Genomic DNA, 26,324 nt, shown 5'->3' on the forward strand with positions numbered 1-26,324 from the left:
GCGATACCGCGGAGAGGCAAAGGGCGGAGCGCGTTCCGGTGAATGCCGCAACGCGCTCCGCCCTCGAGGCGAAGAGAGATCAGTCCTCGGAGTCCTGCTCGGAGCCGCCCTGCTCCAGAACGCGTCCCTCGCCCGGGGCCAGCGTCGTCAGGATCCGCTCCAGGTCCTCCATCGAGGCGAACTCGACCGTGATCTTGCCCTTCTTCTGGCCCAGGTCGACCTTCACCCGGGTCTCGAAGCGGTCGGAGAGCCGCGTCGCCAGATCGCGCAGGGCCGGCGACACCCGGGCTCCCGCCCGCGGTCCCTTGGGCTTGACCGGAGACGAGGGCTCCGAGCCCATCAGCGTCACGATCTCCTCCACCGCCCGCACCGACAGTCCCTCGGCGACGATCCGGTAGGCCAGCTTGTCCTGAGCCTCCGGGTCCTCCACGGACAGCAGCGCGCGGGCGTGACCGGCCGAGAGCACACCGGCGGCGACACGGCGCTGCACGGGCGGCGACAGACGCAGCAGACGCAGCGTGTTGGAGACCTGCGGACGCGAGCGCCCGATGCGGTCCGCCAGCTGGTCGTGGGTGCAGTTGAAGTCCTTGAGGAGCTGGTCGTAGGCAGCGGCCTCTTCCAGCGGGTTCAACTGCGCCCGGTGCAGGTTCTCCAGAAGGGCGTCGAGGAGCAGCTTCTCGTCCTCAGTGGCCCGGACGATGGCCGGGATCCGCTCCAGGCCGGCCTCACGGCAGGCCCGCCACCGGCGCTCGCCCATGATGAGCTCGTAGCGCTCGGGACCGAGCTGACGGACGACGACCGGCTGGAGCAGACCGACCTCCTTGATGGAGGTGATCAGCTCGGCCAGGGCGTCCTCGTCGAACACCTCGCGCGGCTGACGCGGGTTCGGCGTGATGGAGTCCAGCGGCAGCTCGGCGAAGTGCGCACCGGCCGGCGACTCCGGCTCGGCCACCGGCTCGGGCTCGACCGCGGGCACCACGGAGTCGGGAGACTGCGGGCTGGACGGCAGGGTCGCCAGCTTCGCCGCGGCCACGCCCCGGTCCGAGCCGAGCGCCGGAAGGGCGCCGGGAGAACTCGTGGCCGAGGCGGCGCCCACTCCGACGGCCGACGCCGGTCGCTCCTGGGGAGCAGCGGGGATCAGCGCACCGAGCCCACGCCCCAGCCCCCTTCGTCGCTCACTCACTGCATCCCCTCCGACATTCGCTGGCTGTTCTGGTGGCCCATGTGCGGGTGTGCTCCGTGGGCCTGGGTGGCGTCATAGCGGACGTCGACACCGCGCAGGGCGATCTCGCGCGCCGCTTCGAGATACGACAGGGCACCACTGGAGCCCGGGTCGTAGGTGAGCACGGTCTGCCCGTAACTCGGTGCCTCCGAGATGCGTACGGATCTCGGGATGCTGGTCCGCAGGACCTCCTCGCCGAAGTGGCTGCGCACCTCGTCGGCGACCTGCGAGGCGAGCCTCGTCCGGCCGTCGTACATGGTGAGGAGGATCGTCGAGACATGCAGCGTGGGGTTGAGGTGCCCCCGCACCAGATCGACGTTCCGCAGCAGCTGACCGAGGCCCTCCAGCGCGTAGTACTCGCACTGGATCGGGATCAGCACCTCGGCTCCCGCCACGAGGGCGTTGACCGTCAGCAGACCGAGCGAGGGCGGGCAGTCGATCAGGATGTAGTCGAGCGGCTGCTCGTACGCCTGGATCGCTCGCTGCAGGCGACTCTCCCGGGCCACCAGCGACACCAGCTCGATCTCCGCACCGGCGAGATCGATCGTGGCGGGCGCACAGAAGAGGCCCTCGACGTCCCGGACGGGCTGGACGACCTCGGAGAGCGGCTTGCTCTCCACCAGGACGTCGTAGATCGAGGGGACCTCGGCGTGGTGGTCGATGCCGAGCGCCGTGGAGGCGTTGCCCTGCGGGTCGAGGTCGATGACCAGGACACGGGCGCCGTGCAGCGCCAGGGAGGCAGCAAGGTTGACCGTCGTGGTCGTCTTGCCCACGCCGCCCTTCTGGTTGGCGACGACCATCACACGGGTCTGCGCAGGCCGGGGAAGTCCCTCACCGGCACGGCCCAGGGCCTCTACGGCCAGCTGGGCAGCACGACCGATGGGGGTGTCGTCCATCGGAGGCGGTGTTTCACGTGAAACATCCGCCCCTACCGATTCGGTTCGGGGACCGGGGACCGGATCGGTCATCGGTCCCGCGATGTTGGCGTCGGACCGCAAGGATTCACTCTCCTCGGCTTCAGGCTCGCGATGCACAGAGCCTGCCATGCTTTCGGGGTCGTGAACCAGCGAGGCCCGTGGTTCTGTGGATGAATCCACCTCTGTGGACAACCCCCTCACCCTCACGGGGGGCTTCAGCGGCGGCGTGCGGTCCTTGGGCGTGGCAGCCGCGCGGCCGCGGCTGATGATCCCCTGCAGCAGTGAGCGACGTTTCACGTGAAACACGATGCACGCGCCGCAGGGCCGGGACCGCTCGACACTCCGAAATCTGTACGTATCGCAGCTTGTACGGATCAGTGGAAGGAATCGGCGAGGCCGAATCAGCGGCGACGGCGGGGCCGACTGGTCCTGGCCGCCTTGGCGCGCTTCGCGGCGAACCTCACACCGCCGGGGCTCTCACCCACCTCGACCCGGACCACCGTGGTCAGCGGATCGACGACGCCGTCGCCGACCTGAAGCACGGAGGCCTCCACCACACCGAGCTTGGACAGCGCGGAACGGGCGCCGTCGATCTCCTCCTCCGCCGTGTCGCCCTTCAGGGCGAGCATCTCGCCGTAGGGACGGAGCAGCGGAACGCCCCAGCCGGCCAGGCGGTCGAGCGGCGCCACGGCACGGGCGGTCACGACATGCACGGGCTGGAGCTTGCCGAGCATCTCCTCGGCGCGGCCGCGGACCACGGTCACATGGTCGAGGCCGAGCAGCTCGACGGCCTCCTGGAGGAAGTTCGTCCGGCGGAGCAGCGGCTCGAGCAGGGTGATCTTCAGATCCCGCCGGACCAGGGCCAGCGGAATGCCGGGCAGGCCGGCGCCGGAGCCGACGTCGCAGACCGTGACGCCCTCGGGGACGACCTCGGAGAGCACGGCGCAGTTCAGGAGATGGCGCTCCCACAGCCGGGGAACCTCGCGCGGGCCGATCAGACCGCGCTTGACCCCGGCGTCCGCCAGGAGCTCCGCATACCGGACCGCCTCCGGGAAGTACTCGCCGAAGACTGTCCGCGCCTGCTCCGGCGCCTGGGGAAGCTCCGCTGCCTCCGTCACGGGGAACCGTCCTTCCGTACCGCACGCGTTCCGTGCGACGCACTGTGGTGGCTGACTATCAGGCTGACAAAGTTCGGCCCCGCCTGCGAACAGACGGGGCCGACACTACGAGAGGGTTCAGGCAGGAAGCACGACGACGAAGCGCTGCGGCTCCTCGCCCTCGGACTCGCTGCGCAGACCGGCGGCGGCGACCGCGTCGTGCACGACCTTGCGCTCGAACGGCGTCATCGGGTCCAGCTTGACCGGCTCTCCGGAGGCCTTGACCTCGTCGGCGGCCTTGGCGCCCAGCTGGGCGAGCTCGGTCCGCTTCTTGGCCCGGAAGCCCGCGATGTCGAGCATCAGACGGCTGCGGTCACCGGTCTCCCGGTGCACGGCGAGCCGCGTCAGCTCCTGAAGGGCCTCCAGCACCTCTCCGTCGCGGCCGACCAGCTTCTGCAGGTCACGGCTGCCGGAATCGCTGATGATCGAGACCGAGGCCCGGTCCGCCTCGACGTCCATGTCGATGTCGCCGTCCAGGTCGGCGATGTCGAGCAGGCCCTCGAGGTAGTCGGCCGCGATCTCACCCTCCTGCTCCAGGCGGGTCAGGGTGTCGCCACCCTCGGCGGCGGCGGAGGTGGTGCCTTCCGTCACGGATGGACTCCTTCTTGCTTCGTGGAGGCTTACTTCTTGGAGGAGGGGTGCTTGGGCCGCTGCTGGCCCTTGCGCTGCTGGCCCTTGCCCTGGCCCTGGCGGGAGCCACCGGAGTTGGCCCGGCTGGGCCGCGCCGGCTTGTCGGCCGCCTCCTGGGAACCGGCCTTGGTGCCCTTGGCCTGCGACTGGGGCTTCTTCTCCAGCGAGGGAGCAGCGCTGTCCTGGGCCTTGTCGTCGGAGGACTCGGCCGACTGCTCGGCCTCCTTCCCCGCCGTCTGCTGGGCCGCGGCGGCCTGACGCTGGGCCTTGGTCTGCCGCTTGGGCTGCTGACGCCGGGTGGCGGCGCCGCCCTCGGCCTCGACGGAGACGGTGTCGCTCTTGAGGACGGTGCCGTCGGTCTGGGCCGCGAAGCCCGCCTTGGCCAGGCCCACGAAGAAGCGGCGCTCGTTCTCGTTGCGGTCGCTGCCCTTGGCCACGATCGCCTTGATGACGTTCTTCCGGCGGCGGCCGCGGACCTCACCGTGGTGCGTGACGCTCTTGAGCAGACGCTGCAGGTAGGCGTCCTGGGCCTTGCTGCCCGGGGTCGGGTTCTGGTTGATCACGTACATCTGCTGGCCCATGGTCCACACGTTGGTGGTCAGCCAGTAGACGAGGACACCGACGGGGAAGTTGATGCCCATGCCGGCGAAGATCAGCGGGAAGATGTACATGAGCATCTTCTGCTGCTGCATGTACGGGGTCTTCACCGAGAGGTCGACGTTCTTCATCATCAGCTGGCGCTGGGTGAAGAACTGCGAGGCCGACATCAGGACGATCATCACCGCGGTGACGATGCGCACATCGGTGATCGAGGCACCGAGCGCCTCGACCTTCTCCGGGCTGTCCATGAACTTGGCGGCCAGCGGGGCGCCGAAGATGTGGGCCTGACGGGCGCTCTCCAGGAGCGGGCCGTCGATGACGCCGATCTCCTTGCCCGAGGCGATCGCGGAGAGCACGTGGTACAGGGCGAAGAAGAACGGGGACTGCGCCAGGATGGGAAGGCACGAGGAGAGCGGGTTGGTGCCCGTCTCCTTGTACAGCTTCATCATCTCTTCGGACTGACGCTGCTTGTCGCTCTTGTAGCGCTCCTGGATCGCCTTCATCTTCGGCTGGAGCGCCTGCATGTTCCGCGTCGACTTGATCTGCTTCACGAAGAGCGGGATCAGGCAGATACGGATCAGCACCACCAGGGACACGATGGACAAGCCCCAGGCCCAGCCCGTGTCAGGGCCGAAGATCGCCCCGTACATCTTGTGGAACTGGACGATCACCCATGAGACAGGTGTGGTGATGAAGCTGAACAGACTGGCAATCGTGTCCACTAATCAGGCTCCTTGAGCATTGGGCGAGGTCTCTGCGGCCGGGCTCGTCTCGGCGGAGAACCCGCCCTTGTCTCCGCGCAGGGCGTTGCGCAGCATCTCGTGCCAGCGCGGTCGCTTGCGCGGGGGAACATGGTCCACGCCGCCCGGCGACCACGGGTTGCACCGGAGGATGCGCCAGGCGGTCAGGGCAGTGCCCTTGATCGCGCCATGCCGGTCGATGGCCGTGAATCCGTAGTGGGAACACGACGGGTAGTACCGGCAGACGGGACCCAGAAGCGGGCTGATCGTCCACTGGTACAGCTTGATGAGAGCCAGCAGCGGGTACTTCATCGCGTGCCCCCTCCCAGCAACCGCTGGAGAGCGGCATCCAGGTCTCGGGCCAGCTGAGCGTGGTCGGCGTCGCCGGCTCCGGGCAACGCCCGTACGACCACCAGGCTACCGGGGGGCAGCTCGGTGAGCCGCTCGCGCACGAGATGGCGCAGGCGACGCTTGACCTGGTTGCGGACGACCGCGCCGCCTACGGCCTTGCTCACGACGAAACCCGCACGCGTCGGGGGAGCGCTCTCCCCAGGCGCGTGCGGGTCCGTTGCACCGCTGCGTAGATGGACGACGAGGAGCGGGCGGCCAGCCCGGCGTCCTCTGCGTACCGCGGTCGCGAAGTCCTCGCGCCGCCTCAGCCGATTCTCGGTAGGCAGCACGTCATGACCTGTTTAGACAGATCAGGCGGACAGGCTCGCGCGACCCTTGGCACGGCGGTTCGCCAGGATGGCGCGGCCGGCACGGGTACGCATGCGCAGGCGGAAGCCGTGGGTCTTGGCGCGACGACGGTTGTTCGGCTGGAAGGTGCGCTTGCTCACTCGGGGGCTCCAGAAATGATTCGTTGGTGGCGGGACATCGCCTGGCTGTCACCGTGCGCCCACGAGTAGCTCGCATACGCCCGAGTGCACCGCTTCGCGATCACATATGGTGATCTTCGCCCATCGGAGGCAGGCGGCAGCAGCCATCGACAACTCGACCTGGTTACGGTACGCGCGGCTACGCCATCCGGTCAAACCGACCGCACGCCGGGGCCCTCTGTGCACAGGCTGTGGACAACAACTTGAACCTGGTCAGCCGCCGCGACTACCGTGGCTGGACTCCGCAATCTTTTCCGTTCTGTCCTTACCTGTCCTTACGGACTTCGACCCACCGTCCCGAGAACCACACATTCGTGGGACCTGCGAGGAAGCGTGCCCCGTGGCTGACGTACCTGCCGATCTTGCCGCAGTGTGGCCGCGCGTCCTCGATCAGCTCCTGGGCGAGGGCCAGGGTGTCGAACCCAAGGACAAGCAGTGGATCGAGCGCTGCCAGCCGCTGGCACTGGTGGCCGACACCGCGCTCCTCGCCGTCCCCAACGAGTACGGCAAGCAGGTCCTGGAGGGCCGGCTCGCCCCGCTGATCGGCGAGGCGCTCACCCACGCCTGCGGCCGGCCGATCCGGATCGCGATCACCGTCGACGACTCCGTCGGCGAGCCCTCCCCGCCGGCGCCGCCGGCCCGGCCCGCGCCGCAGCCCCAGCAGCCGCGCTACGACGAGCGCCCCTCACCCGAGGCGTACGGCTCCTACGAGAAGTACGAGAAGTACGACGAGTACGGTCGGCCGATGCCGGACGACGGCCTGCCGACCGCGCGCCCCGCCTACCCCGATTACCAGCAGCAGCGCCCCGAACCGGGCTCCTGGCCGCGCGCCCAGGACGACCTGTCCTGGCAGCAGCAGCGGCTCGCCGGTTTCCAGGAGCGCGACCCGTACGCGACGGCCCGGCCGCAGTCCCCGCCGCCGCGCTACGACGAGCGCCCCTCCTACGAGCAGCAGCCGCAGCGCCCGGAGCGGGCCGAACTGCCGGATCCGCAGGGTCCCGGCGCCGGCCCCGGCCACCGTCCGGGCGGCGGACCGGTCCCCGGCACCGGCCTGGGCGGCTCCTCCTCCGGGCAGGGCGGCGGAGCCGGCGCGCCCGGCGAGCAGCACGCGCGCCTGAACCCGAAGTACCTCTTCGACACCTTCGTCATCGGCTCCTCGAACCGCTTCGCGCACGCCGCGGCGGTCGCGGTGGCCGAGGCACCCGCGAAGGCCTACAACCCCCTGTTCATCTACGGGGAGTCGGGCCTCGGCAAGACCCATCTGCTCCACGCGATCGGCCACTACGCGCGCAGCCTCTACCCGGGCACCCGGGTGCGGTACGTGAGCTCGGAGGAGTTCACCAACGAGTTCATCAACTCGATCCGCGACGGCAAGGGCGACGCGTTCCGCAAGCGCTACCGGGACGTGGACATCCTGCTGGTCGACGACATCCAGTTCCTCGCGAGCAAGGAGTCGACGCAGGAGGAGTTCTTCCACACCTTCAACACGCTGCACAACGCCAACAAGCAGATCGTGCTGTCCTCCGACCGGCCGCCCAAGCAGCTGATGACCCTGGAGGACCGGCTCCGCAACCGCTTCGAGTGGGGCCTGACCACCGACGTGCAGCCGCCGGAGCTGGAGACGCGGATCGCGATCCTGCGCAAGAAGGCCGTGCAGGAGCAGCTCAACGCCCCGCCGGAGGTGCTGGAGTTCATCGCCTCGCGCATCTCGCGGAACATCCGTGAGCTGGAGGGCGCGCTGATCCGGGTGACCGCGTTCGCGAGCCTCAACCGGCAGCCGGTGGACCTCGGGCTCACCGAGATCGTCCTCAAGGACCTGATCCCGGGCGGCGAGGACTCGGCGCCGGAGATCACCGCCGGCGCCATCATGGCGGCGACGGCCGACTACTTCGGGCTCACGGTGGAGGACCTCTGCGGCTCCTCGCGCAGCCGCGTCCTGGTCACCGCCCGGCAGATCGCCATGTATCTGTGCCGCGAGCTCACGGACCTGTCGCTGCCGAAGATCGGCGCGCAGTTCGGCGGCCGCGACCACACCACCGTCATGCACGCGGACCGCAAGATCCGCGCGCTGATGGCCGAACGGCGCTCGATCTACAACCAGGTCACCGAGCTGACCAACCGCATCAAGAACGGCTGAGAACGCCTCCGCCGGCCTCACGAAGGGCGCTCCGGGACACCTCCCGGGGCGCCCTTCAGCGTTCCCGGGTGACGGTGCACACCCGTGTACGAGCGGCCGCTGTTCGATTACGCCGTTGCGGTGGCGGGTTCTCCACAGATTGGGGGATGATCTTCCGTCCACAGGGTGGGGACTGCCGAGTTATCCGGATTGTGTCCACAGGCCGGTCGGGTGACAGATCATCATCCCAGGTCACCGGGGTGTGGAATTGTTGGCAAACGATCTCCACAGGCTGTGGACGAAAGATCCGTCCACAGGCGGCCGACTCGGTTGTCCACCGGCAACCCACAGGGCGGCGGTGGTTGCCCACAGCTTCTCCACACCGCTGTCCACTGTTCGGCAACGAAACGCACCCGCTCACCGGGCCGAGTGAAAGCGGTCACACCAAGGGAGACGTTTGGGCTGTGGGGAACCTGGGGAAAGCTGGGGACAGCACTGGGGAGAACTCCCCATGCCCTGTGAATCGGGTGTGCAGAACTTTCGGGTGTCCACAGAACACCCCGGTTGTCCACCGGCTCCGCCCACAGGACCGGTGGACAAAAAACAGGCACTGACCTGCGCAGACGACGTTATCCACGGTTTCCACAGGCCCTACTACTACTCCCACTCATAGTTAGCCCGGAATCCGCTTCGAAGTGGGGCCTGTGCACAACTCGAGCCCGGAGCCTCGGCGACCTCTTGTCGCGACTTGACCCCGAGCCGCACCGAGTGTCGGTGGCGTGCGTCAGACTGGTTCCCTCAGTCGACGAAGAGCCAGCAACATGCAGGAGGCGGTTCCGGTGAAGATCCGGGTGGAGCGCGATGTACTCGCGGAGGCGGTGGCGTGGGTGGCCCGCAGCCTTCCGGCCCGTCCGCCGGCGCCCGTGCTCGCGGGCCTTCTGCTGAAGGCCGAGGACGGCGCGCTGAGCTTCTCGAGCTTCGACTACGAGGTCTCGGCCCGCGTCTCCGTCGAGGCGGAGGTCGAGGAGGACGGCACCGTCCTGGTCTCCGGCCGCCTGCTCGCCGACATCTGCCGCGCCCTGCCCAACCGCCCGGTGGAGATCTCCACGGACGGTGTGCGGGCGACGGTGGTCTGCGGCTCCTCCCGCTTCACCCTCCACACCCTGCCTGTGGAGGAGTACCCGGCGCTTCCGGAGATGCCCACCGCGACCGGCACCGTCCCCGGCGAGGTCTTCGCCGCGGCCGCCGCCCAGGTGGCCATCGCCGCCGGCCGTGACGACACGCTGCCCGTCCTCACCGGTGTGCGCATCGAGATCGAGGGCGACACGGTCACCCTGGCCTCCACCGACCGCTACCGCTTCGCCGTCCGCGAGTTCCTGTGGAAGCCGGAGTCCCCGGACGCCTCCGCGGTCGCCCTGGTGCCCGCCAAGACGCTCCTGGACACGGCCAAGTCCCTGACCAGCGGCGACACGGTCACCCTGGCGCTGTCCGGCTCCGGCAAGGGCGAGGGCCTGATCGGTTTCGAGGGCGCCGGCCGCCGCACCACCACCCGGCTGCTCGAGGGCGACCTGCCGAAGTACCGGACGCTGTTCCCCACCGAGTTCAACTCGGTGGCGGTGATCGAGACCGCGCCGTTCGTCGAGGCCGTCAAGCGCGTGGCCCTGGTGGCCGAGCGCAACACCCCGGTCCGGCTCAGCTTCGAGCAGGGCGTGCTCATCCTGGAGGCCGGCTCCAGCGACGACGCACAGGCTGTGGAGCGGGTCGACGCGCAGCTGGAGGGCGACGACATCTCGATCGCCTTCAACCCGACCTTCCTCCTGGACGGCCTGAGCGCGATCGACTCCCCGGTGGCGCAGCTCTCCTTCACGACCTCCACCAAGCCCGCGCTGCTCAGCGGCAGGCCGGCGGTCGACGCGGAGGCGGACGAGGCCTACAAGTACCTGATCATGCCGGTGCGTCTGAGCGGCTGACGGCGTCGACTGAGCGGCTGACCCCACAGGTGTGCACCGAGGTCCGGGCGTAGGCTCGGACCCGGGTACGAACCGCACACGACGCTAAAGGAATCTCTGATGGAGCTCGGTCTCGTCGGTCTCGGCAAGATGGGCGGCAACATGCGCGAGCGCATTCGCCGCGCCGGCCACACCGTCATCGGATACGACCGCAACCCGGACCTCGCCGATGTCCACAGCCTCGAAGAGCTTGTGGGCAAGCTCAAGGGTCCGCGCGTCGTGTGGGTCATGGTCCCCGCCGGCCAGGCGACCCAGTCGACCATCGACGAGCTGGCGGAGCTGCTCTCGCCCGGCGACGTCGTCGTGGACGGCGGCAACTCCCGCTGGACCGACGACGAGAAGCACGCCGAGGAGCTGGCCGCCAAGGGCATCGGCTTCGTCGACTGCGGTGTCTCCGGCGGCGTCTGGGGCCTGGAGAACGGGTACGCGCTGATGTACGGCGGCGACGCCGAGCACGTGGCCCGGGTCCAGCCGATCTTCGACGCGCTGAAGCCGGAGGGCGAGTTCGGCTCGGTCCACGCGGGCAAGGTCGGCGCCGGCCACTTCGCGAAGATGGTCCACAACGGCATCGAGTACGCGATGATGCAGGCCTACGCCGAGGGCTGGGAGCTCCTGGAGAAGGTCGACTCCGTCACCGACGTCCGCGAGGTCTTCCGCTCCTGGCAGGAAGGCACCGTCATCCGCTCCTGGCTGCTCGACCTCGCGGTCAACGCCCTCGACGAGGACGAGCACCTGGACAAGCTGCGCGGCTACGCGTCGGACTCCGGCGAGGGCCGGTGGACCGTCGAGGCCGCCATCGACAACGCCGTACCGCTGCCGGCGATCACCGCGTCGCTGTTCGCCCGGTTCGCGTCGCGTCAGGACGACTCGCCGCAGATGAAGATGATCGCCGCGCTGCGCAACCAGTTCGGCGGCCACGCGGTCGAGACGAAGAAGTAATCCACAGGCTGTGCACCCCGCGGTGCACAGCAGCCGGGGGAAGGTCGGCGCCCACCATGCATGTCACGCATCTGTCGCTGGCCGACTTCCGCTCGTACGCCCGGGTCGAGGTCCCTCTCGATCCGGGCGTCACCGCTTTCGTCGGGGCGAACGGCCAGGGCAAGACCAATCTGGTCGAGGCCGTCGGCTATCTCGCCACCCTCGGCAGCCACCGCGTCGCCTCCGACGCCCCGCTGGTGCGGATGGGCGCCGAGCGGGCCGTCATCCGCGCCGCCGTCACCCAGGGCGAGCGCTCCCAGCTGGTCGAGCTCGAACTCAACCCGGGCCGCGCCAACCGCGCCCGCATCAACAGGTCCTCGCAGGTCAGGCCGCGCGATGTGCTCGGCATCGTACGGACGGTGCTGTTCGCGCCCGAGGACCTCGCCCTGATCAAGGGCGACCCCGGCGAGCGCCGGCGCTTCCTCGACGAACTGATCACGGCGCGCGCGCCGCGCATGGCGGGCGTGCGCTCCGACTACGAGCGGGTGCTGAAGCAGCGCAACACGCTTCTGAAGTCCGCCGCCATGGCCCGGCGGCACGGCGGCCGCGGCATGGACCTGTCCACCCTCGACGTCTGGGACCAGCACCTGGCCCGGGCCGGCGCCGAGCTGCTCGCCCAGCGCCTCGACCTCATCGCCGTGCTCCGCCCGCTCGCCGACAAGGCGTACGAGCAGCTGGCGCCGGGCGGCGGCCCGGTCCAGCTGGAGTACAAGCCGTCCGCGCCCGGCTCCGGCCACACCCGCGAGGAGCTGTACGGGCAGCTGATCGCCGCGCTCGCCGACGTACGCAAGCAGGAGATCGAGCGGGGCGTGACCCTCGTCGGGCCGCACCGCGACGACCTGCTCCTCAAGCTCGGCGACCTGCCGGCCAAGGGATACGCGAGCCATGGCGAGTCCTGGTCGTACGCGCTCGCGCTGCGGCTCGCCTCGTACGACCTGCTGCGCGCGGAGGGCAACGAGCCGGTCCTCGTCCTCGACGACGTCTTCGCCGAGCTGGACGCGCGCCGGCGCGAGCGGCTCGCGGAGCTGGTGGCCCCCGGCGAGCAGGTGCTCGTCACGGCGGCGGTGGACGACGACGTGCCGGGAGTGCTGGCGGGCACCCGGTACGCGGTGGCCGACGGCGCGGTGGAGAGGGTGGCGCAGGCATGACGGGCGCGAGCGGCGAAACTTCCCCACAGCCTGTGGACAAGCCCGCGGCTCCCGAGCCGTCCGGTGTGGATCTCGCCCGGGTCGCGCTGCGCGCCGCGAAGGAGCAGGCGAAGGCGCGCGGCGCGGCGGCGGCGCAGAAGAAGCAGGCCCGGCGCGGCGGCGGCCTGCGCTCCGGCGCGCGCGCCGACGGGCGCGACCCGATGGCGCTCGGTGCCGCGATCAACCGGCTGATCACCGAGCGGGGCTGGGAGACGCCGGCCGCGGTCGGCGGTGTCATGGGCCGCTGGCCCCAGATCGTGGGCGAGGACCTCGCCAAGCACTGCGTACCGCTGAAGTACGACGAGGACCCGCAGGAGCGGGTGCTGACCGTGCAGTGCGACTCGACGGCGTGGGCGACGCAGCTGCGGCTCCTGGCGCCGCGGCTGGTGGCCCGGCTCAACGAGGACCTGGGCCACGGCACGGTCCGGATGATCAAGGTCCTCGGCCCCGGGGGCCCGCGCCGGGGCTACGGACCGCTGCGCGCGCCCGGGTCGACCGGGCCCGGCGATACCTACGGGTAGCCCCGCGGCGGCGGCTCAGGGCGAGGCGCCCACGCGCCGTCACCACCCGAAGCGCTAGGTGGCCGTCTACGGCCTCTGGAGCCCCTTCCCGGATATGGGGAGTCGTCTCGCGCCCGTCGAGGGCGGCACATGAGCATTCAGGTACCGGCAAACCCCCATGAGTGTCAGTGGTACCGGTAGACTGGAAGACAATCCCGCCACCCTGCGGAACATGTCGAACGACGCAGCCGCTCCCGTATGCCCGGAGAACGGCCTGTGCTGTGCCAGAAAGGGCGCTTCGTGGCCGATTCCGGCAACCCCAACGAGAACAACCAGTACACCGCCAGCAACATCCAGGTACTCGAGGGTCTGGATGCGGTGCGCAAGCGCCCCGGCATGTACATCGGCTCGACCGGTGAGCGCGGTCTGCACCACATGGTGCAGGAGGTCGTCGACAACTCCGTCGACGAGGCCCTGGCGGGCCACGCGGACACCATCGACGTGACGATCCTGGCCGACGGCGGCGTGCGCGTCGTCGACAACGGCCGCGGCATCCCGGTGGGCATCGTCCCCTCCGAGGGCAAGCCGGCCGTCGAGGTCGTGCTGACCGTGCTGCACGCGGGCGGCAAGTTCGGCGGCGGCGGCTACGCGGTCTCCGGCGGTCTGCACGGCGTCGGCGTCTCGGTCGTGAACGCCCTGTCCACGAAGGTCGCCGTCGAGGTCAAGACCGACGGTTACCGCTGGACGCAGGACTACAAGATGGGGGCTCCCACCGCGCCCCTCGCCAAGCACGAGGCGACCGACGAGACCGGCACCTCCGTCACGTTCTGGTCCGACCCGGACATCTTCGAGACGGTCGAGTACTCCTTCGAGACGCTCTCGCGCCGCTTCCAGGAGATGGCCTTCCTCAACAAGGGCCTCACCATCACGCTCACCGACGAGCGCGAGTCCGCCAAGGCGACCGTGGGCGCCGACGACCCGGACGCCGAGGCCGCCGCGGAGCCGACCGCGCGCACGGTGAAGTACCACTACGAGGGCGGCATCGTCGACTTCGTGAAGTACCTCAACTCGCGCAAGGGCGACCTGATCCACCCCACCGTGATCGACGTCGAGGCCGAGGACAAGGAGCGCATGCTCTCGGTCGAGATCGCGATGCAGTGGAACTCGTCGTACAGCGAGGGCGTGTACTCCTTCGCCAACACGATCCACACCCACGAGGGCGGTACGCACGAGGAGGGCTTCCGCGCCGCGCTGACGACGCTCGTCAACAAGTACGCGCGCGACAAGAAGCTGCTCCGCGAGAAGGACGACAACCTCACGGGCGACGACATCCGCGAGGGTCTGACCGCGATCATCTCCGTCAAGCTCGGCGAGCCGCAGTTCGAGGGCCAGACGAAGACCAAGCTGGGCAACACCGAGGCGAAGACCTTCGTACAGAAGGTCGTCTTCGAGCACCTCACGGACTGGTTCGACCGCAACCCGAACGAGGCCGCGGACATCGTCCGCAAGGGCATCACCGCCGCCACCGCGCGCGTTGCCGCGCGCAAGGCCCGCGACCTGACCCGCCGCAAGGGCCTGCTGGAGTCGGCCTCGCTGCCCGGCAAGCTCTCGGACTGCCAGTCGAACGACCCGACCAAGTGCGAGATCTTCATCGTCGAGGGTGACTCCGCCGGCGGCTCCGCGAAGTCCGGCCGCAACCCGATGTACCAGGCCATCCTGCCGATCCGCGGCAAGATCCTGAACGTCGAGAAGGCCCGGATCGACAAGATCCTGCAGAACACCGAGGTCCAGGCGCTGATCTCCGCCTTCGGCACCGGTGTCCACGAGGACTTCGACATCGAGAAGCTCCGCTATCACAAGATCATCCTGATGGCGGACGCCGACGTCGACGGCCAGCACATCAACACCCTGCTGCTGACCTTCCTCTTCCGCTTCATGCGTCCGCTGGTCGAGGCCGGTCACGTCTACCTCTCCCGCCCGCCGCTCTACAAGATCAAGTGGGGCCGGGACGACTTCGAGTACGCCTACTCGGACCGCGAGCGCGACGCGCTCGTCGAGCTGGGCAAGCAGAACGGCAAGCGGATCAAGGAAGACTCGATCCAGCGCTTCAAGGGTCTCGGCGAGATGAACGCCGAGGAGCTGCGCGTCACCACCATGGACGTCGAGCACCGCGTGCTCGGCCAGGTCACCCTGGACGACGCCGCCCAGGCCGACGACCTGTTCTCGGTGCTGATGGGCGAGGACGTCGAGGCGCGGCGCTCGTTCATCCAGCGCAACGCCAAGGACGTTCGCTTCCTCGACATCTGAGTCGGTCTCAGCTGACCGTACGAAAGGACTGACGACCAGCAATGGCCGACGAAAACACTCCCGCCACGACCGAAGAAGAAGACACGCAGCTGCGGATCGAGCCCGTCGGGCTCGAGACGGAGATGCAGCGCTCGTACCTCGACTACGCGATGTCCGTCATCGTGTCCCGCGCGCTGCCCGACGTCCGTGACGGCCTCAAGCCGGTGCACCGCCGCGTCCTGTACGCGATGTACGACGGCGGCTACCGGCCCGAGAAGGGCTTCTACAAGTGCGCCCGCGTCGTCGGCGACGTCATGGGCAACTACCACCCGCACGGCGACACCTCGATCTACGACGCCCTCGTCCGCCTCGCCCAGCCCTGGGCCATGCGGATGCCGCTGGTGGACTCCAACGGCAACTTCGGCTCCCCGGGCAACGACCCGGCGGCCGCCATGCGCTACACCGAGTGCAAGATGGCGCCGCTGTCGATGGAGATGGTCCGCGACATCGACGAGGAGACCGTCGACTTCACGGACAACTACGACGGCCGCTCCCAGGAGCCGACCGTCCTGCCCTCCCGCTTCCCGAACCTGCTGATCAACGGCTCCGCCGGCATCGCGGTCGGCATGGCGACCAACATCCCGCCGCACAACCTGCGCGAGGTCGCCTCCGGCGCCCAGTGGTACCTGGAGCACCCCGAGGCCACCCACGAGGAGCTCCTCGACGCGCTCATCGAGCGCATCAAGGGCCCCGACTTCCCCACCGGCGCGCTCGTCGTCGGCCGCAAGGGCATCGAGGAGGCGTACCGCACCGGCCGCGGCTCCATCACCATGCGCGCGGTCGTCGAGGTCGAGGAGATCCAGAACCGCCAGTGCCTGGTGGTCACCGAGCTGCCCTACCAGGTCAACCCGGACAACCTCGCGCAGAAGATCGCCGACCTGGTGAAGGACGGCAAGATCGGCGGCATCGCCGACGTCCGCGACGAGACCTCCTCGCGCACCGGCCAGCGCCTGGTCATCGTGCTCAAGCGGGACGCCGTCGCCAAGGTCGTCCTCAACAACCTCTACAAGCACACCGACCTGCAGACGAACTTCGGCGCCAACATGCTGGCGCTCGTCGACGGCGTGCCGCGCACCCTCTCGATCGACGCCTTCATCCGCCACTGGGTGACGCACCAGATCGAGGTCATCGTCCGCCGGACGAAGTTCCGGCTTCGCAAGGCCGAGGAGCGCGCCCACATCCTGCGCGGCCTGCTCAAGGCGCTCGACGCCATCGACGAGGTCATCGCCCTCATCCGGCGCAGCGACACGGTCGAGGTCGCCCGCGAGGGCCTGATGGGCCTCCTCCAGATCGACGAGATCCAGGCCAACGCCATCCTCGAGATGCAGCTGCGCCGGCTCGCCGCCCTGGAGCGCCAGAAGATCGTCGCCGAGCACGACGAGCTCCAGGCGAAGATCAACGAGTACAACGCGATCCTGGCCTCGCCCGAGAAGCAGCGGGCGATCGTCAGCGAGGAGCTCGCGGCGCTGGTCGACAAGTACGGCGACGACCGCCGCAGCGCGCTCGTGCCCTTCGACGGCGACATGTCCATCGAGGACCTGATCGCCGAGGAGGACATCGTCGTCACGATCACCCGCGGCGGCTACGTGAAGCGGACGAAGACCGAGGACTACCGCTCGCAGAAGCGCGGCGGCAAGGGCGTGCGCGGCACGAAGCTGAAGCAGGACGACATCGTCGACCACTTCTTCGTCACCACCACCCACAACTGGCTGCTCTTCTTCACCAACAAGGGCCGGGTCTACCGGGCCAAGGCGTACGAGCTGCCGGACGCCGGCCGGGACGCCCGCGGCCAGCACGTGGCCAACCTGCTCGCCTTCCAGCCGGACGAGCAGATCGCCGAGATCCTCGCCATCCGCGACTACGAGGCCGCGCCGTACCTGGTGCTCGCCACCAAGGCCGGTCTGGTGAAGAAGACCGCGCTGAAGGACTACGACTCGCCGCGCTCCGGCGGCGTCATCGCCATCAACCTGCGGGAGCGGGAGGACGGCAGCGACGACGAGCTGATCGGCGCCGAGCTGGTGTCGGCCGAGGACGACCTGCTGCTCGTCTCCAGGAAGGCGCAGTCGATCCGCTTCACCGCGACGGACGACGCGCTGCGCCCGATGGGACGCGCCACGTCCGGCGTCAAGGGGATGAGTTTCCGCGAGGACGACGAGCTGCTCTCGATGAATGTCGTCCGGCCCGGTACGTTCGTCTTCACCGCGACCGACGGTGGCTACGCCAAGCGCACCCCGGTCGACGAGTACCGCGTCCAGGGTCGCGGCGGCCTCGGCATCAAGGCCGCCAAGATCGTGGAGGACCGCGGCTCGCTCGTGGGCGCGCTGGTGGTCGAGGAGACCGACGAGATCCTCGCCATCACGCTGTCCGGCGGTGTGATTCGTACGCGAGTCAACGAAGTCAGGGAGACCGGCCGTGACACCATGGGCGTCCAGCTGATCAACCTGGGCAAGCGTGATGCCGTCGTCGGCATCGCGCGCAACGCCGAGGCCGGCAGCGAGGACGAGGACGCCGAGGACGCGATCGACGCATCCGAGGCGGTCGAGACGGCCGAGGCGGTCGAGGGCACGGAGCCCGCGACCGGGGAGCACGAGGAGTAGAGCGTGAGTGGAGCCACGGGCGCCGGTTCGGCCGACGGCCGGTCCGCAGGATCGAGCGGTGCCCGTGGCTCCGCCACGGACTCCCAGGGGGTTACGGTGACGGACACTCGGGGGCAGGGGCCCTCGTACGAGACGTACAGCGGGCCGCTGCCCGGCGACCGCGGAGGGGCACAGCCGCAGAGCGGGCCCTACCACCCGCCGCAGGCCTACGGCGCCCCGGCGCAGGGCACTCCCGCCCAGGGCGTGCCCGCCGGCGGCCAGAGCGCCGCGCGCAAGCCGCGTACGGGAGCGCGCACCACGCCGCGTACGCGCAAGGCGCGGCTGCGGGTCGCGAAGGCCGACCCGTGGTCGGTGATGAAGGTGAGCTTCCTGCTCTCCATCGCGCTCGGCATCTGCACGGTGGTGGCCGCGGCGGTGCTGTGGATGGTCATGGACGCCATGGGCGTCTTCTCGACCGTCGGCGGCACGATCAGCGAGGCGACCGGCTCCAACGAGTCGAACGGCTTCGACCTGCAGTCCTTCCTGTCGCTGCCGCGGGTGCTGATGTTCACCTCGGTCATCGCGGTGATCGACGTCGTCCTGATGACCGCTCTGGCCACGCTGGGCGCGTTCATCTACAACCTGTCGGCCGGTTTCGTGGGCGGTGTCGAGCTCACGCTCGCCGAGGACGAGTGACCTGCGCGGGGGCCGGTCGGGAACCGATTTTGGGACTGGCCCCCACGTGCGCTAATCTTCAGGAGTCAGCGCGCGGGACACACACCGCAAAGCGCGGCGGGGCTATAGCTCAGTTGGTTAGAGCGCATCCCTGATAAGGATGAGGCCACAGGTTCAAATCCTGTTAGCCCCACATCGAAGATCGGCCCGGACGGTTCACCCGTCCGGGCCGATTGCTTTGTCCGGACGCGTTGTCGGCCTAGGTCACTGATCGGTATCGACCGGTGTGTAGAGTGGGCGTCAGAAGTCTCCTACGTCAACGAAAGACGAGGTCGCGCGGTGAAGAAGCTTCTCCTGGTCGCACTGGCCGCCATCGGCGGGCTCCTCGTGTACCGCCAGATCCAGGCGGATCGCGCCGAGCAGGATCTGTGGACGGAGGCGACCGACTCCGTGCCCGCAGGTTCGGGTGTGTGAGACGAAGATCGTCCAAGGGTGAGGCCCCGGCCGCGACATGCGGCCGGGGCCTCGCTCTGTTCGCCGCAGCGAACAGAAGGCTTGCTCTCGCAAATCTGTAGGGTCTCGGCCGGCCGGGCGGGCAGGATGGCCCGGCACGGACTCGACGAGGGGATGAGCGTGACGAGGCAACGGGGTGCCGGACGCACGGCAGGAGGGCGTACGGCGGCAGCGCGGACGGCCGGGTCGCTGGCCGCGGCGGTCTGCGTGGCCGCCCTGCTGCCGGGCACGGCGTGGGCGGCCGACGGGGCCGGCACGGACGTCGGCTACGCCTTCGACGGCAGCGCCCGGCGGGTGAAGGGCGCCGTCTCCAACCTGGACGCCGAGCTGTTGACGCCCGGGCAGAGCTATCGCGACGCCATCAAGAAGGACGGCAAGCTCTACTACCGCGTCGACCTCGACGCCCAGCAGAACGCCTACGTCTCGGTCGTGGCGATTCCCAGGGCGGCCACGGCCGCGGTCGGGTACGGCGACGGCGTCAAGGTCACCCTGCAGGACGCCTCCGGCGCCCGATGCGGCTACCAGGACGTGAACTTCGGCGCCTCCGAGGTCGCCCGGCCCCTCACCGCCTACGCCGACCGGACGATCGAGCCGGGCAGCACCACCTGCCAGGCGGCCGGGGCCTACTACGTCCTGGTCGAACGGACGTCGAGCCCCGGGGCCGACGCCGGGGACTGGGACCTGGAGATCCTTCACCTCACCGAGCCGGGCGTGCGGACGACCGGCCCGACGGCGCTGCCCGAGAACTGGCCCTCCGGCACGCCCGCGCCGCCCACCGGCGGCCCGAATCGACGGGACGGCGGCGCCGGCTTCCACGGCGCGACCGCGCTGAAGCCGGGCGAGTGGCGGACGGACATCCGGCCCGGCCAGACGGTGTTCTACCGGGTGCCGGTCGACTGGGGACAGCAGATCTTCGCCGGCGCCCAGCTCGGCAGCAGCCCGGTGAGCGACACGTACATCGGCAACGCGCTCGTCCTCTCGCTCGCCAACCCGGCCGGCGGCCACGTCGACCGGAACACCCTGAACTACGACGGCCAACCCGCCACCGTGAGCCTGGAGCCGTACCGGCCGGTGGCCTTCGAGAACCGCTTCTCCTCGAACGGCGCCACGAGCGCGCTGCGCTTCGCGGGCTGGTACTACGTGTCGGCCACGCTCAGCCCGGAGGTCGCCACGGCGTACGGGGACAAGCCGCTGCCGATGACGGTACGGATCGACGTGACCGGGCAGCCGAAGGCGCCGCCCGCGTACGACGGGTCGCCGGGGCCCTTCGCCGTCAGCGAGGCCGACCGGGACGCGGCGGCCAGCGGCGCGCGCGGGTCCGCGACGGCGGCCACGGAGGTCGCGAGCGGCACCTGGCGGACGGTCGGGTTCGCCGGGATCGGCCTCGGCACGGTCCTGGTCCTCGGGCTCGGCGCCTGGTGGCTGCTCGCCCGCCGGGCGGCGACGGGCGCGGGCGGCGGGCCTACGCCTGGATGAGCGCCCAGATGCCCACGGCGAAGCAGACGGCCGCGGTGAGGAGCACCGGGATCGCCACCTTCGCGGGTGGTCCCGGGCGCCGGGCGGGAACCTGAACGGCCTGAGCGGTGTATGGACGAGTAGAGAACTGCTCGTGCGGCACCGCGGCCGTGGGGGCCTGGGCGAGGGAGGCGGGGACATGCGGGGGAGCCGGGGTGGAGACCGGGACCGAGGGGCCCGGGAGCGGTGGGGCGACCCGCTGGGTGGGCGTCCGGGCGGCGGCCGGGGCCGCCGGCGGCGCCGGAGGCGGCAGGTGGAAGCTGCCGGTACGGGACGGGTCCGAGGGCCCGGACGCGCTCGACGGACCGGAAGGGCTGGAGGGGCTGGAGGGACCGGAAGGGCCTGGCCGGCTCGACTGGTCCGAGGGTGTCGGCGGCTCCGACGGGTCCGAAGGGACCGACGAGGTCGACGGGTTCGGCCGGCTCTGACGGTGGGTCTGCTGGGCGGGCTGCGCCTGCTGCTGGGGCTGTTCGGGCCGGGCCTGTTCCTCGGGCCGGGCCGGGTGCGTCGCTCGCTCGGCACCCGGGCCGCCCGGCACGCCGGTGTCGCCAGGGCCGCCGGTGTCGCCGGGGCCGGCCGGGCCGAAGCCGGCGGGCAGCGGGCCGATCTGGTCGAAGATCTCGACCGGCTCCTCGTCGGGCCCGGCCGGCGGCAGCAGTTCGACCGCCGCGTGCAGCGCCTTCCGCGCGCCCGTGGCCGTACGGAACCGGGCCTGCGGGTCGGGCTGGAGCAGACCGGCCAGGACCTGCCACAGCGGCTCCGCGATGCCCTGCGGGGCGCCCGGGGTGCCGTTGGCCCTGAAGTACTCCACCAGGGCCTGGGAGTCCGGCTTGCGGCCCTGGAGCAGATAGAGCCCGACCAGGCCGACCGCGAAGAGGTCGGCCGTGAAGTCGGGCTCGGCACCCATCAGTTGCTCGGGCGCGAAGTAACCGGGCGTCCCCATCACGTAGTTGGTCTCGGTGAGGCGGGGCTCGCCCTTGCGCATCGAGATGCCGAAGTCGGACAGCCGCAGGTGCGGCCGCCCGGTGCCGGTGACCTCGAGCAGGATGTTGGCCGGCTTGATGTCGCGGTGCACGACCCCCTCCGCGTGCACCGCGGCGAGACCGGACAGCAGCTGGTCGAGCAGGGTGCACACGAAGCGGGGCGGCAGCGCGCCGTAGTCCCCGATCACATGCGCCAGGGAACCGCCCGCCACGAGGTCCATGGTGAAGAGGACCTTGTCGTCGTCCGCGGCCCAGCTGGCCGGGGCGAGGACGTGCGGGTGGTCGATCCTGAGCGCCTGCTCCCGGACGAAGCGGAGCAGGGTGTGGGCGTCGCTCTGCTGGAGCACCTTGGCCGCCACATAGCGGCGCCGCCGGTGGTCCCAGGCGCGCCAGACCGCGCCGACCCCGCCGCGGCCGATCGGGTCGATCAGCTCGTACCGACCAGCGAAGACCTCACCCATGGCGCCGCGCCCCGCTCCCCCTCGTGCCGGTCTAGTTCTGGTGCGACTCGTAGTGGGCGACCGCGTCGGCGGTCCGCCCGGCGCCGTACACCCGGAGGAACTCTGCCAGTTCGGGGTGTGCGGGCGCGAGGGAGTCGGCCGCGTCGATGATGTCGCCGGCCGCGGCCACGGAACGCAGCAGGGACTGGATCTCGCGGACGACCCGGCGCACGGTGGGCGCGCCGCTGCTGGTCGTGGTCTGGCTGCCGGCGGTCAGGACGGAGCCGCCCTGGGACTTCTTGATCTCGTCCATCCGGTCGGTGGCCTCGGCGGCGCTGACGCTGCCGTCGGCGACCTGGCCGGCGAGCTCCTGGAGGGCCTGGACGCGCTGGACGACAGCGGGATTGCCGATCTTTGCCCGCTGGCCGCTCATCAGCTGGGAGAGCATGGGTGCCGAGAGCCCGAGCACGGCCGCCAGCCTGGCCTGATTCAGCCCGAGATCGTCGATCAGCCGACGGAAGAGCGCCCCCAACGGCTCCCCGTACCAACTGCGCTGAAGCTCGCGGGCTCTGGCCGTGGCTTCCTGCTGCGCTGTATCCATTACTACTTCTCCCCATCCCTTGGGTTCGCCACTGCGAACCCCGATCAGCATCTTACGGAGGGTGGTCGTTTACGGGGAGTCCCAATCCTTTTGCGGGATACGGGGGGTGACCCGGTACTCTGTTGTCGTTCCGGGGCCTTAGCTCAGTTGGTAGAGCGCTGTCTTTGCATGGCAGATGTCAGGGGTTCGACTCCCCTAGGCTCCACTCCGGAAAGAGGCTCCCTGACCTGCGGAAACGCGGGCAGGGAGCTTTTTCGTGCGAAGGGTGGCGCGGGCCGGCGGATTGGCCCAGTGCCACCGTGCCGGAATGGACCAGAGGCCATGGGCCACCCCGCCATAACGTCGTGTGCATGACGAAGACGAAGACGAAGGTGGACCCGGGGACGGTCCGGCGGGCGCTGCTGGCCGCCCAGCTCGGCAACTCCGTCGGCGACGGAGCCTTCTATGTGACCTCCGCCCTCTACTTCTCCCGGATCGTCGGCCTGTCCGCCCCGCAGATCGGCGCCGGGCTCGCCGTGGCCTGGGGCATCGGCTCGCTCGCCGGCGTGCCGCTCGGGCACCTCGCCGACCGGCGCGGGGCGCGCGGCAGCGCCGTCCTGCTCGCGCTCGCGACCTCGGCGGCCGTCGCCTCCTTCCTCCTCATCCGTTCCTTCGTGCCCTTCCTGCTCGCCGCCGCCGTCTACGCCACCGCCCAGAGCGGGCTGGCCGCCGCCCGCCAGGCCCTGCTCGCGGGCCTCGTCGAGCCGGCCGAGCGGGTCGGCACACTGGCCAGGCTCCAGGCCACGCTCAACGCCGGCCTCGCCGTGGGCGCCGCGCTCGGCGGCCTCGCCCTCAGCGCCGGGACCCGCACCGCCTATCTCGCCGTCCTCGCCCTGGACGCGCTCGGCTTCCTGGTCTGCGCCTTGGTGCTGCGCGGGCTTCCGGCGCTGCCCGGCGCCCCGGCTCCGGCCGGCGGCGAGCCGCGGCTCGTGGTGCTGCGCGACCGCCCGTACGCCGTGCTGACCGTCCTCAACGCGCTGCTGCTGCTCCGGCTGCCGCTGCTCAGCCTGGCCCTGCCGCTGTGGATCGTGGAGCGGACGGCGGCGCCCGGCTGGACGGTCTCGGCGCTCTTCGTGCTCAACACCGGTGCGGTGATGCTCTTTCAGGTACGGGCCGCCCGTGCGGTGACCGGGCTGCCCGAGGCCACCCGGGCGGTGGGCCGCGCCGGCTTCGTGATGCTCGCCTCCTGCGCGGTGTTCGCGGCGACGGCGGCCGGCTTCGGGACCTGGCCGACGGTCGCGGTCCTGGTCCTGGGCGCCGTGCTCCAGGTGATCGCCGAGATGCGCCACTCCGCGGGCTCGTGGCAGATCGGCTTCGCGCTCGCGCCGGCCGATCGGATCGGCCAGTACCAGGGCTTCTACGGCACGGGCGTGCCGGTCGCGAGGACCCTGGGGCCGCTGCTCGTCACCACGCTGCTGATCGGCTGGGGCGTGGCGGGCTGGCTCGTCCTCGGCGGGATCTTCGTGGCCGCCGGGCTCGCGACCGGACCCGCGGTGCGCTGGGCGGAGCGCTCCCGCGCCGCGGCGGCCGCGGTACCGGCGGCCGAGAAGCCCGTGGCCGAGAAGCCCGTGGCGGAGAAGCCGGCGGCGGAGGAGACGGTCAAGTCCTGCTGAGCCGGACGGGTGGTGTTCATCGGAAGAACTGCACGGCGGCTGCGTGCCTCCCGGGATCGCGGATGCGCGTCCCCATCATGAGGAAGGTACGAAAAACGCGCAATCCGAAATGAACCATTCGAGAACGCCCGCAACGTCACGAAAGTGAGAGGTCATGGCCACCGCCAAGGTCAAGCAGATCTGGACCGCCTTCGTCTCCGTCCTCTTCGCCCTCTTCGCCTCCCTCGGCCTGGCGTCTCCCGCCACCGCCGCCGCCGCGCCCGCCCTCCGCCAGGGCGAGGAGCCGGCCGCCGCCGGTGCGCCCGAGGCCATCGCCGCGCGTCCCGCCGTCTCCGTACCGGCACAGCGGAGCGCACCGCGCTGGAACGCGGCGCGGGACCGCGCCCTGCCGCCCACCATCAAGCAGCGCATCAGCGCCGAGGCGCACGGTTCCTCCCCGTCCGTACGCCACCTGCGCGCCGACGCCCCGGCCGCCCTGGACGCCCCGGCCGACCTGACGGGCCCCGCGCTCACCACGAAGACCGCCGCCACGACGGCCGGCGCCGGTGAGGCCGTCGGCGCCACGAAGGCCGCGCAGGCCGTCTAGGGCGCGGCGGAGGATTCCGCCGCGCCCTGTGCCCGTACCCCGTAGAGCGACCGGCCGATGATCAGCGACGGCCTTCGTCGCGGTCCGTGGCCTCCGCCTCGGCCTCCTTGGCCACCACCTCGGGATCGAGGGACGACACCGCCGTCTCCTCGTCCACCTCGGTGGGAGCGGGCGGTTCGACCAGCCAGTCGGGGTTGGCCTGCTTGTCCCACCACTTCCACGCGGCGAACGCGCCGCCGACGACCACGCCGAGGATGACGAGTCCCTTGGCGAGGCGACCGGCCCTGGCCCGCCGCTGGTGCTTCCTCACGATCTTCTGAACGTCCTTCGGCGTCACCTGTCCGCGCAGCGCGGCCCAGGCGGCGGTCGAACGCGATCCGGCCTCCTCCAGGACGGGACCGGTCACCGCGACCGCGTGCTCGACACGCGGAACGGTGTAGTCGGTCGCCTGACGGGCGGCCTTGCGGGTCATGGCCGCGGCACGCTGAGCGGCCTCGTCGACCCGCGGTGGCACATGGGGTGCGACCAGGGTGTCGTACTGCTGACGTGCCTGAACACGGGCCTGCGAAGCGGCCTTCGAGACTTTCGGGGCGAGCTTGCAGCGCGCCTCGTGTGCATAGTGAACGGCCTGGTCACGGGCCGTGCCGGCGTACGGCGCCACCACTTCCGCGGCGTGCAGGACGCTCTCCTTCGCCGAACCTGTCGCGGCGCGCACGCTGTCCATGCGGGTCACGGGATTCCTCCTCCTCGGTGGCGATGTCGGTTTTTCACCTTTCCATCCTCTTCGGAATCATGCCTGTCCGACCACGCTCCGGCATGCGGGGCGGGCATCCGGGGCATGCGAGGATCGGACGTGCCGGTGCGAGCGCGCCGTGCCGACATGTGAGAAGGGCGGATCGTGGCCGATCAGCTGTACGCGACTCTGAAGACCAGCCAGGGTGACATCGAGATCCGGCTGCTGCCGTTCCACGCTCCGAAGACGGTCAGGAACTTCGTCGAGCTGGCGCGCGGCGAGCGCGAGTGGACCCACCCGGCGACCGGCGAGGTGTCGAAGGCGCCGCTCTACGACGGCACGGTCTTCCACCGCGTGATCAAGGGCTTCATGATCCAGGGCGGCGACCCGCTGGGCAACGGCACGGGCGGCCCGGGCTACGAGTTCGCCGACGAGTTCCACCCCGAGCTCTTCTTCGACAAGCCCTATCTGCTCGCGATGGCCAACGCCGGGCCGGGCACCAACGGCTCGCAGTTCTTCATCACGGTCGGCGCGACGACCTGGCTCAACCGCAAGCACACGATCTTCGGCCAGGTCGTCGGCGAGGCGAGCAAGAAGGTCGTGGACGCGATCGCCGCCGTGGAGACCAACCCGCGCACGGAGCGCCCGGTCGAGGACGTCGTCGTCGAGAGCGTCGTGATCGAGAGCCGCTGACCCCGGCCGGTCGCCCGTTCGGGTGGCGCGCCCCGGGAACCTTCGCGCCCCGCCCGTCCGTCAGGAGGGCGGGGCGA

Annotated in this window: 24 protein-coding genes and 2 tRNA genes; 15 read left to right on the plus strand and 11 right to left on the minus strand. The window is 70.3% G+C overall.

Features of this window, described 5'->3' with window-relative positions; genetic code table 11:
• Positions 1-79: 79 nt before the first annotated feature.
• The 8 genes from ACIGO8_RS14250 to rpmH form a co-directional block, all read right to left on the minus strand.
• Entirely contained in the window at positions 80-1,183 is a 1,104-nt protein-coding gene (locus tag ACIGO8_RS14250; RefSeq protein WP_399729044.1) for a ParB/RepB/Spo0J family partition protein, read from the minus strand.
• Positions 1,180-2,268 carry a ParA family protein gene (locus ACIGO8_RS14255; RefSeq protein WP_399729047.1) on the minus strand — a complete coding sequence of 363 codons (1,089 nt, stop codon included), beginning with the start codon at positions 2,266-2,268 and terminating at the stop codon, positions 1,180-1,182. The genes ACIGO8_RS14250 and ACIGO8_RS14255 overlap by 4 nt, the downstream gene beginning before the upstream one ends.
• A 272-nt stretch (positions 2,269-2,540) precedes the next feature.
• Positions 2,541-3,257 (minus strand): 16S rRNA (guanine(527)-N(7))-methyltransferase RsmG, encoded by a 717-nt coding sequence (gene rsmG / locus ACIGO8_RS14260; protein WP_399729049.1) that lies wholly within the window; start codon positions 3,255-3,257, stop codon positions 2,541-2,543.
• A gap of 117 nt (positions 3,258-3,374) precedes the next feature.
• Positions 3,375-3,887: a protein jag gene (locus tag ACIGO8_RS14265; RefSeq protein ID WP_399729051.1), complete on the minus strand. Its 513-nt coding sequence runs from the start codon at positions 3,885-3,887 to the stop codon at positions 3,375-3,377.
• A 29-nt stretch (positions 3,888-3,916) separates the two neighbouring features.
• Entirely contained in the window at positions 3,917-5,248 is a 1,332-nt protein-coding gene (yidC, locus tag ACIGO8_RS14270; protein ID WP_399729054.1) for a membrane protein insertase YidC, read from the minus strand.
• A gap of 3 nt (positions 5,249-5,251) precedes the next feature.
• Positions 5,252-5,578 (minus strand): membrane protein insertion efficiency factor YidD, encoded by a 327-nt coding sequence (yidD, locus tag ACIGO8_RS14275; protein ID WP_376627304.1) that lies wholly within the window; start codon positions 5,576-5,578, stop codon positions 5,252-5,254.
• Positions 5,575-5,946, minus strand: coding sequence for a ribonuclease P protein component (gene rnpA / locus ACIGO8_RS14280; protein WP_389654892.1), 372 nt, complete (start codon positions 5,944-5,946; stop codon positions 5,575-5,577). Before rnpA ends, yidD begins: the two co-directional genes overlap by 4 nt.
• 21 nt (positions 5,947-5,967) lie before the next feature.
• Positions 5,968-6,105, minus strand: a complete 138-nt coding sequence (gene rpmH / locus ACIGO8_RS14285) for a 50S ribosomal protein L34 (protein ID WP_015659252.1) — start codon at positions 6,103-6,105, stop codon at positions 5,968-5,970.
• A gap of 379 nt (positions 6,106-6,484) precedes the next feature.
• Between rpmH and dnaA the strand changes: the two genes are divergently transcribed.
• The 11 genes from dnaA (at position 6,485) to ACIGO8_RS14340 (ending at position 20,520) form a co-directional block, all read left to right on the plus strand.
• Entirely contained in the window at positions 6,485-8,281 is a 1,797-nt protein-coding gene (gene dnaA / locus ACIGO8_RS14290; protein WP_399729059.1) for a chromosomal replication initiator protein DnaA, read from the plus strand.
• Positions 8,282-9,099: 818 nt separating this feature from the next.
• A complete protein-coding gene (dnaN, locus tag ACIGO8_RS14295; RefSeq protein WP_399730046.1) occupies positions 9,100-10,230 on the plus strand; it encodes a DNA polymerase III subunit beta in 1,131 nt (376 codons plus the stop codon).
• A 99-nt stretch (positions 10,231-10,329) separates the two neighbouring features.
• Positions 10,330-11,208, plus strand: a complete 879-nt coding sequence (gene gnd, locus ACIGO8_RS14300; protein ID WP_399729062.1) for a phosphogluconate dehydrogenase (NAD(+)-dependent, decarboxylating) — start codon at positions 10,330-10,332, stop codon at positions 11,206-11,208.
• 56 nt (positions 11,209-11,264) lie between these two features.
• Positions 11,265-12,395 carry a DNA replication/repair protein RecF gene (recF, locus tag ACIGO8_RS14305; RefSeq protein ID WP_399729065.1) on the plus strand — a complete coding sequence of 377 codons (1,131 nt, stop codon included), beginning with the start codon at positions 11,265-11,267 and terminating at the stop codon, positions 12,393-12,395.
• Positions 12,392-12,955 carry a DUF721 domain-containing protein gene (locus ACIGO8_RS14310; protein WP_399729068.1) on the plus strand — a complete coding sequence of 188 codons (564 nt, stop codon included), beginning with the start codon at positions 12,392-12,394 and terminating at the stop codon, positions 12,953-12,955. The genes recF and ACIGO8_RS14310 overlap by 4 nt, the downstream gene beginning before the upstream one ends.
• A gap of 255 nt (positions 12,956-13,210) precedes the next feature.
• Complete coding sequence (gene gyrB, locus ACIGO8_RS14315) at positions 13,211-15,241, plus strand: DNA topoisomerase (ATP-hydrolyzing) subunit B (RefSeq protein WP_399729071.1); 2,031 nt, start codon at positions 13,211-13,213, stop codon at positions 15,239-15,241.
• A 41-nt stretch (positions 15,242-15,282) separates the two neighbouring features.
• Entirely contained in the window at positions 15,283-17,877 is a 2,595-nt protein-coding gene (gene gyrA, locus ACIGO8_RS14320; protein ID WP_399729073.1) for a DNA gyrase subunit A, read from the plus strand.
• A 96-nt stretch (positions 17,878-17,973) separates the two neighbouring features.
• Positions 17,974-18,552 carry a DUF3566 domain-containing protein gene (locus ACIGO8_RS14325; RefSeq protein ID WP_399729076.1) on the plus strand — a complete coding sequence of 193 codons (579 nt, stop codon included), beginning with the start codon at positions 17,974-17,976 and terminating at the stop codon, positions 18,550-18,552.
• Positions 18,553-18,650: 98 nt separating this feature from the next.
• Positions 18,651-18,724: transfer RNA gene (locus tag ACIGO8_RS14330), tRNA-Ile, on the plus strand.
• Positions 18,725-18,870: 146 nt separating this feature from the next.
• Positions 18,871-19,005, plus strand: a complete 135-nt coding sequence (locus ACIGO8_RS14335; RefSeq protein ID WP_003958712.1) for a DLW-39 family protein — start codon at positions 18,871-18,873, stop codon at positions 19,003-19,005.
• A 153-nt stretch (positions 19,006-19,158) separates the two neighbouring features.
• Positions 19,159-20,520 (plus strand): hypothetical protein, encoded by a 1,362-nt coding sequence (locus ACIGO8_RS14340; RefSeq protein WP_399730049.1) that lies wholly within the window; start codon positions 19,159-19,161, stop codon positions 20,518-20,520.
• On the opposite strand, the gene ACIGO8_RS14345 is transcribed toward ACIGO8_RS14340, so the two are convergent.
• Together ACIGO8_RS14345 and ACIGO8_RS14350 are read right to left on the minus strand one after the other, a co-directional pair.
• Complete coding sequence (locus tag ACIGO8_RS14345) at positions 20,507-22,003, minus strand: protein kinase (protein WP_399729079.1); 1,497 nt, start codon at positions 22,001-22,003, stop codon at positions 20,507-20,509. The genes ACIGO8_RS14340 and ACIGO8_RS14345 overlap by 14 nt on opposite strands.
• 31 nt (positions 22,004-22,034) lie before the next feature.
• Complete coding sequence (locus ACIGO8_RS14350; protein ID WP_399729082.1) at positions 22,035-22,583, minus strand: helix-turn-helix domain-containing protein; 549 nt, start codon at positions 22,581-22,583, stop codon at positions 22,035-22,037.
• A gap of 132 nt (positions 22,584-22,715) precedes the next feature.
• Here ACIGO8_RS14350 and ACIGO8_RS14355 point away from each other — a divergent pair.
• From ACIGO8_RS14355 to ACIGO8_RS14365, 3 genes are all read left to right on the plus strand, one after another.
• A tRNA-Ala gene (locus ACIGO8_RS14355) sits at positions 22,716-22,788 on the plus strand.
• Between the two features lie 145 nt (positions 22,789-22,933).
• Entirely contained in the window at positions 22,934-24,235 is a 1,302-nt protein-coding gene (locus tag ACIGO8_RS14360; RefSeq protein WP_399729085.1) for an MFS transporter, read from the plus strand.
• 154 nt (positions 24,236-24,389) lie between these two features.
• A complete protein-coding gene (locus ACIGO8_RS14365) occupies positions 24,390-24,821 on the plus strand; it encodes a DUF6344 domain-containing protein (protein ID WP_399729088.1) in 432 nt (143 codons plus the stop codon).
• Positions 24,822-24,882: 61 nt separating this feature from the next.
• Here ACIGO8_RS14365 and ACIGO8_RS14370 read toward each other — a convergent pair whose 3' ends face one another.
• Complete coding sequence (locus ACIGO8_RS14370; RefSeq protein WP_399729090.1) at positions 24,883-25,554, minus strand: DUF5324 family protein; 672 nt, start codon at positions 25,552-25,554, stop codon at positions 24,883-24,885.
• A gap of 165 nt (positions 25,555-25,719) precedes the next feature.
• Between ACIGO8_RS14370 and ACIGO8_RS14375 the strand changes: the two genes are divergently transcribed.
• Positions 25,720-26,247, plus strand: coding sequence for a peptidylprolyl isomerase (locus tag ACIGO8_RS14375; RefSeq protein WP_399729093.1), 528 nt, complete (start codon positions 25,720-25,722; stop codon positions 26,245-26,247).
• Positions 26,248-26,324 lie beyond the last annotated feature (77 nt).

The sequence above is a fragment of the Streptomyces sp. NPDC053493 genome (assembly GCF_044544825.1).
GTDB lineage: Bacteria > Actinomycetota > Actinomycetes > Streptomycetales > Streptomycetaceae > Streptomyces.

Excerpts from the sequence above, each read along its gene's own strand:
- ACIGO8_RS14350 (WP_399729082.1), bottom strand. The coding sequence starts at position 22,583 with ATGGATACAGCGCAGCAGGAAGCCACGGCCAGAGCCCGCGAGCTTCAG.
- ACIGO8_RS14255 (WP_399729047.1), bottom strand. The coding sequence starts at position 2,268 with ATGGCAGGCTCTGTGCATCGCGAGCCTGAAGCCGAGGAGAGTGAATCC.
- gyrA (WP_399729073.1), top strand. The coding sequence starts at position 15,283 with ATGGCCGACGAAAACACTCCCGCCACGACCGAAGAAGAAGACACGCAG.
- ACIGO8_RS14360 (WP_399729085.1), top strand. The coding sequence starts at position 22,934 with ATGACGAAGACGAAGACGAAGGTGGACCCGGGGACGGTCCGGCGGGCG.
- ACIGO8_RS14365 (WP_399729088.1), top strand. The coding sequence starts at position 24,390 with ATGGCCACCGCCAAGGTCAAGCAGATCTGGACCGCCTTCGTCTCCGTC.
- ACIGO8_RS14345 (WP_399729079.1), bottom strand. The coding sequence starts at position 22,003 with ATGGGTGAGGTCTTCGCTGGTCGGTACGAGCTGATCGACCCGATCGGC.
- ACIGO8_RS14340 (WP_399730049.1), top strand. The coding sequence starts at position 19,159 with ATGAGCGTGACGAGGCAACGGGGTGCCGGACGCACGGCAGGAGGGCGT.
- yidD (WP_376627304.1), bottom strand. The coding sequence starts at position 5,578 with ATGAAGTACCCGCTGCTGGCTCTCATCAAGCTGTACCAGTGGACGATC.
- recF (WP_399729065.1), top strand. The coding sequence starts at position 11,265 with ATGCATGTCACGCATCTGTCGCTGGCCGACTTCCGCTCGTACGCCCGG.
- gnd (WP_399729062.1), top strand. The coding sequence starts at position 10,330 with ATGGAGCTCGGTCTCGTCGGTCTCGGCAAGATGGGCGGCAACATGCGC.
- ACIGO8_RS14310 (WP_399729068.1), top strand. The coding sequence starts at position 12,392 with ATGACGGGCGCGAGCGGCGAAACTTCCCCACAGCCTGTGGACAAGCCC.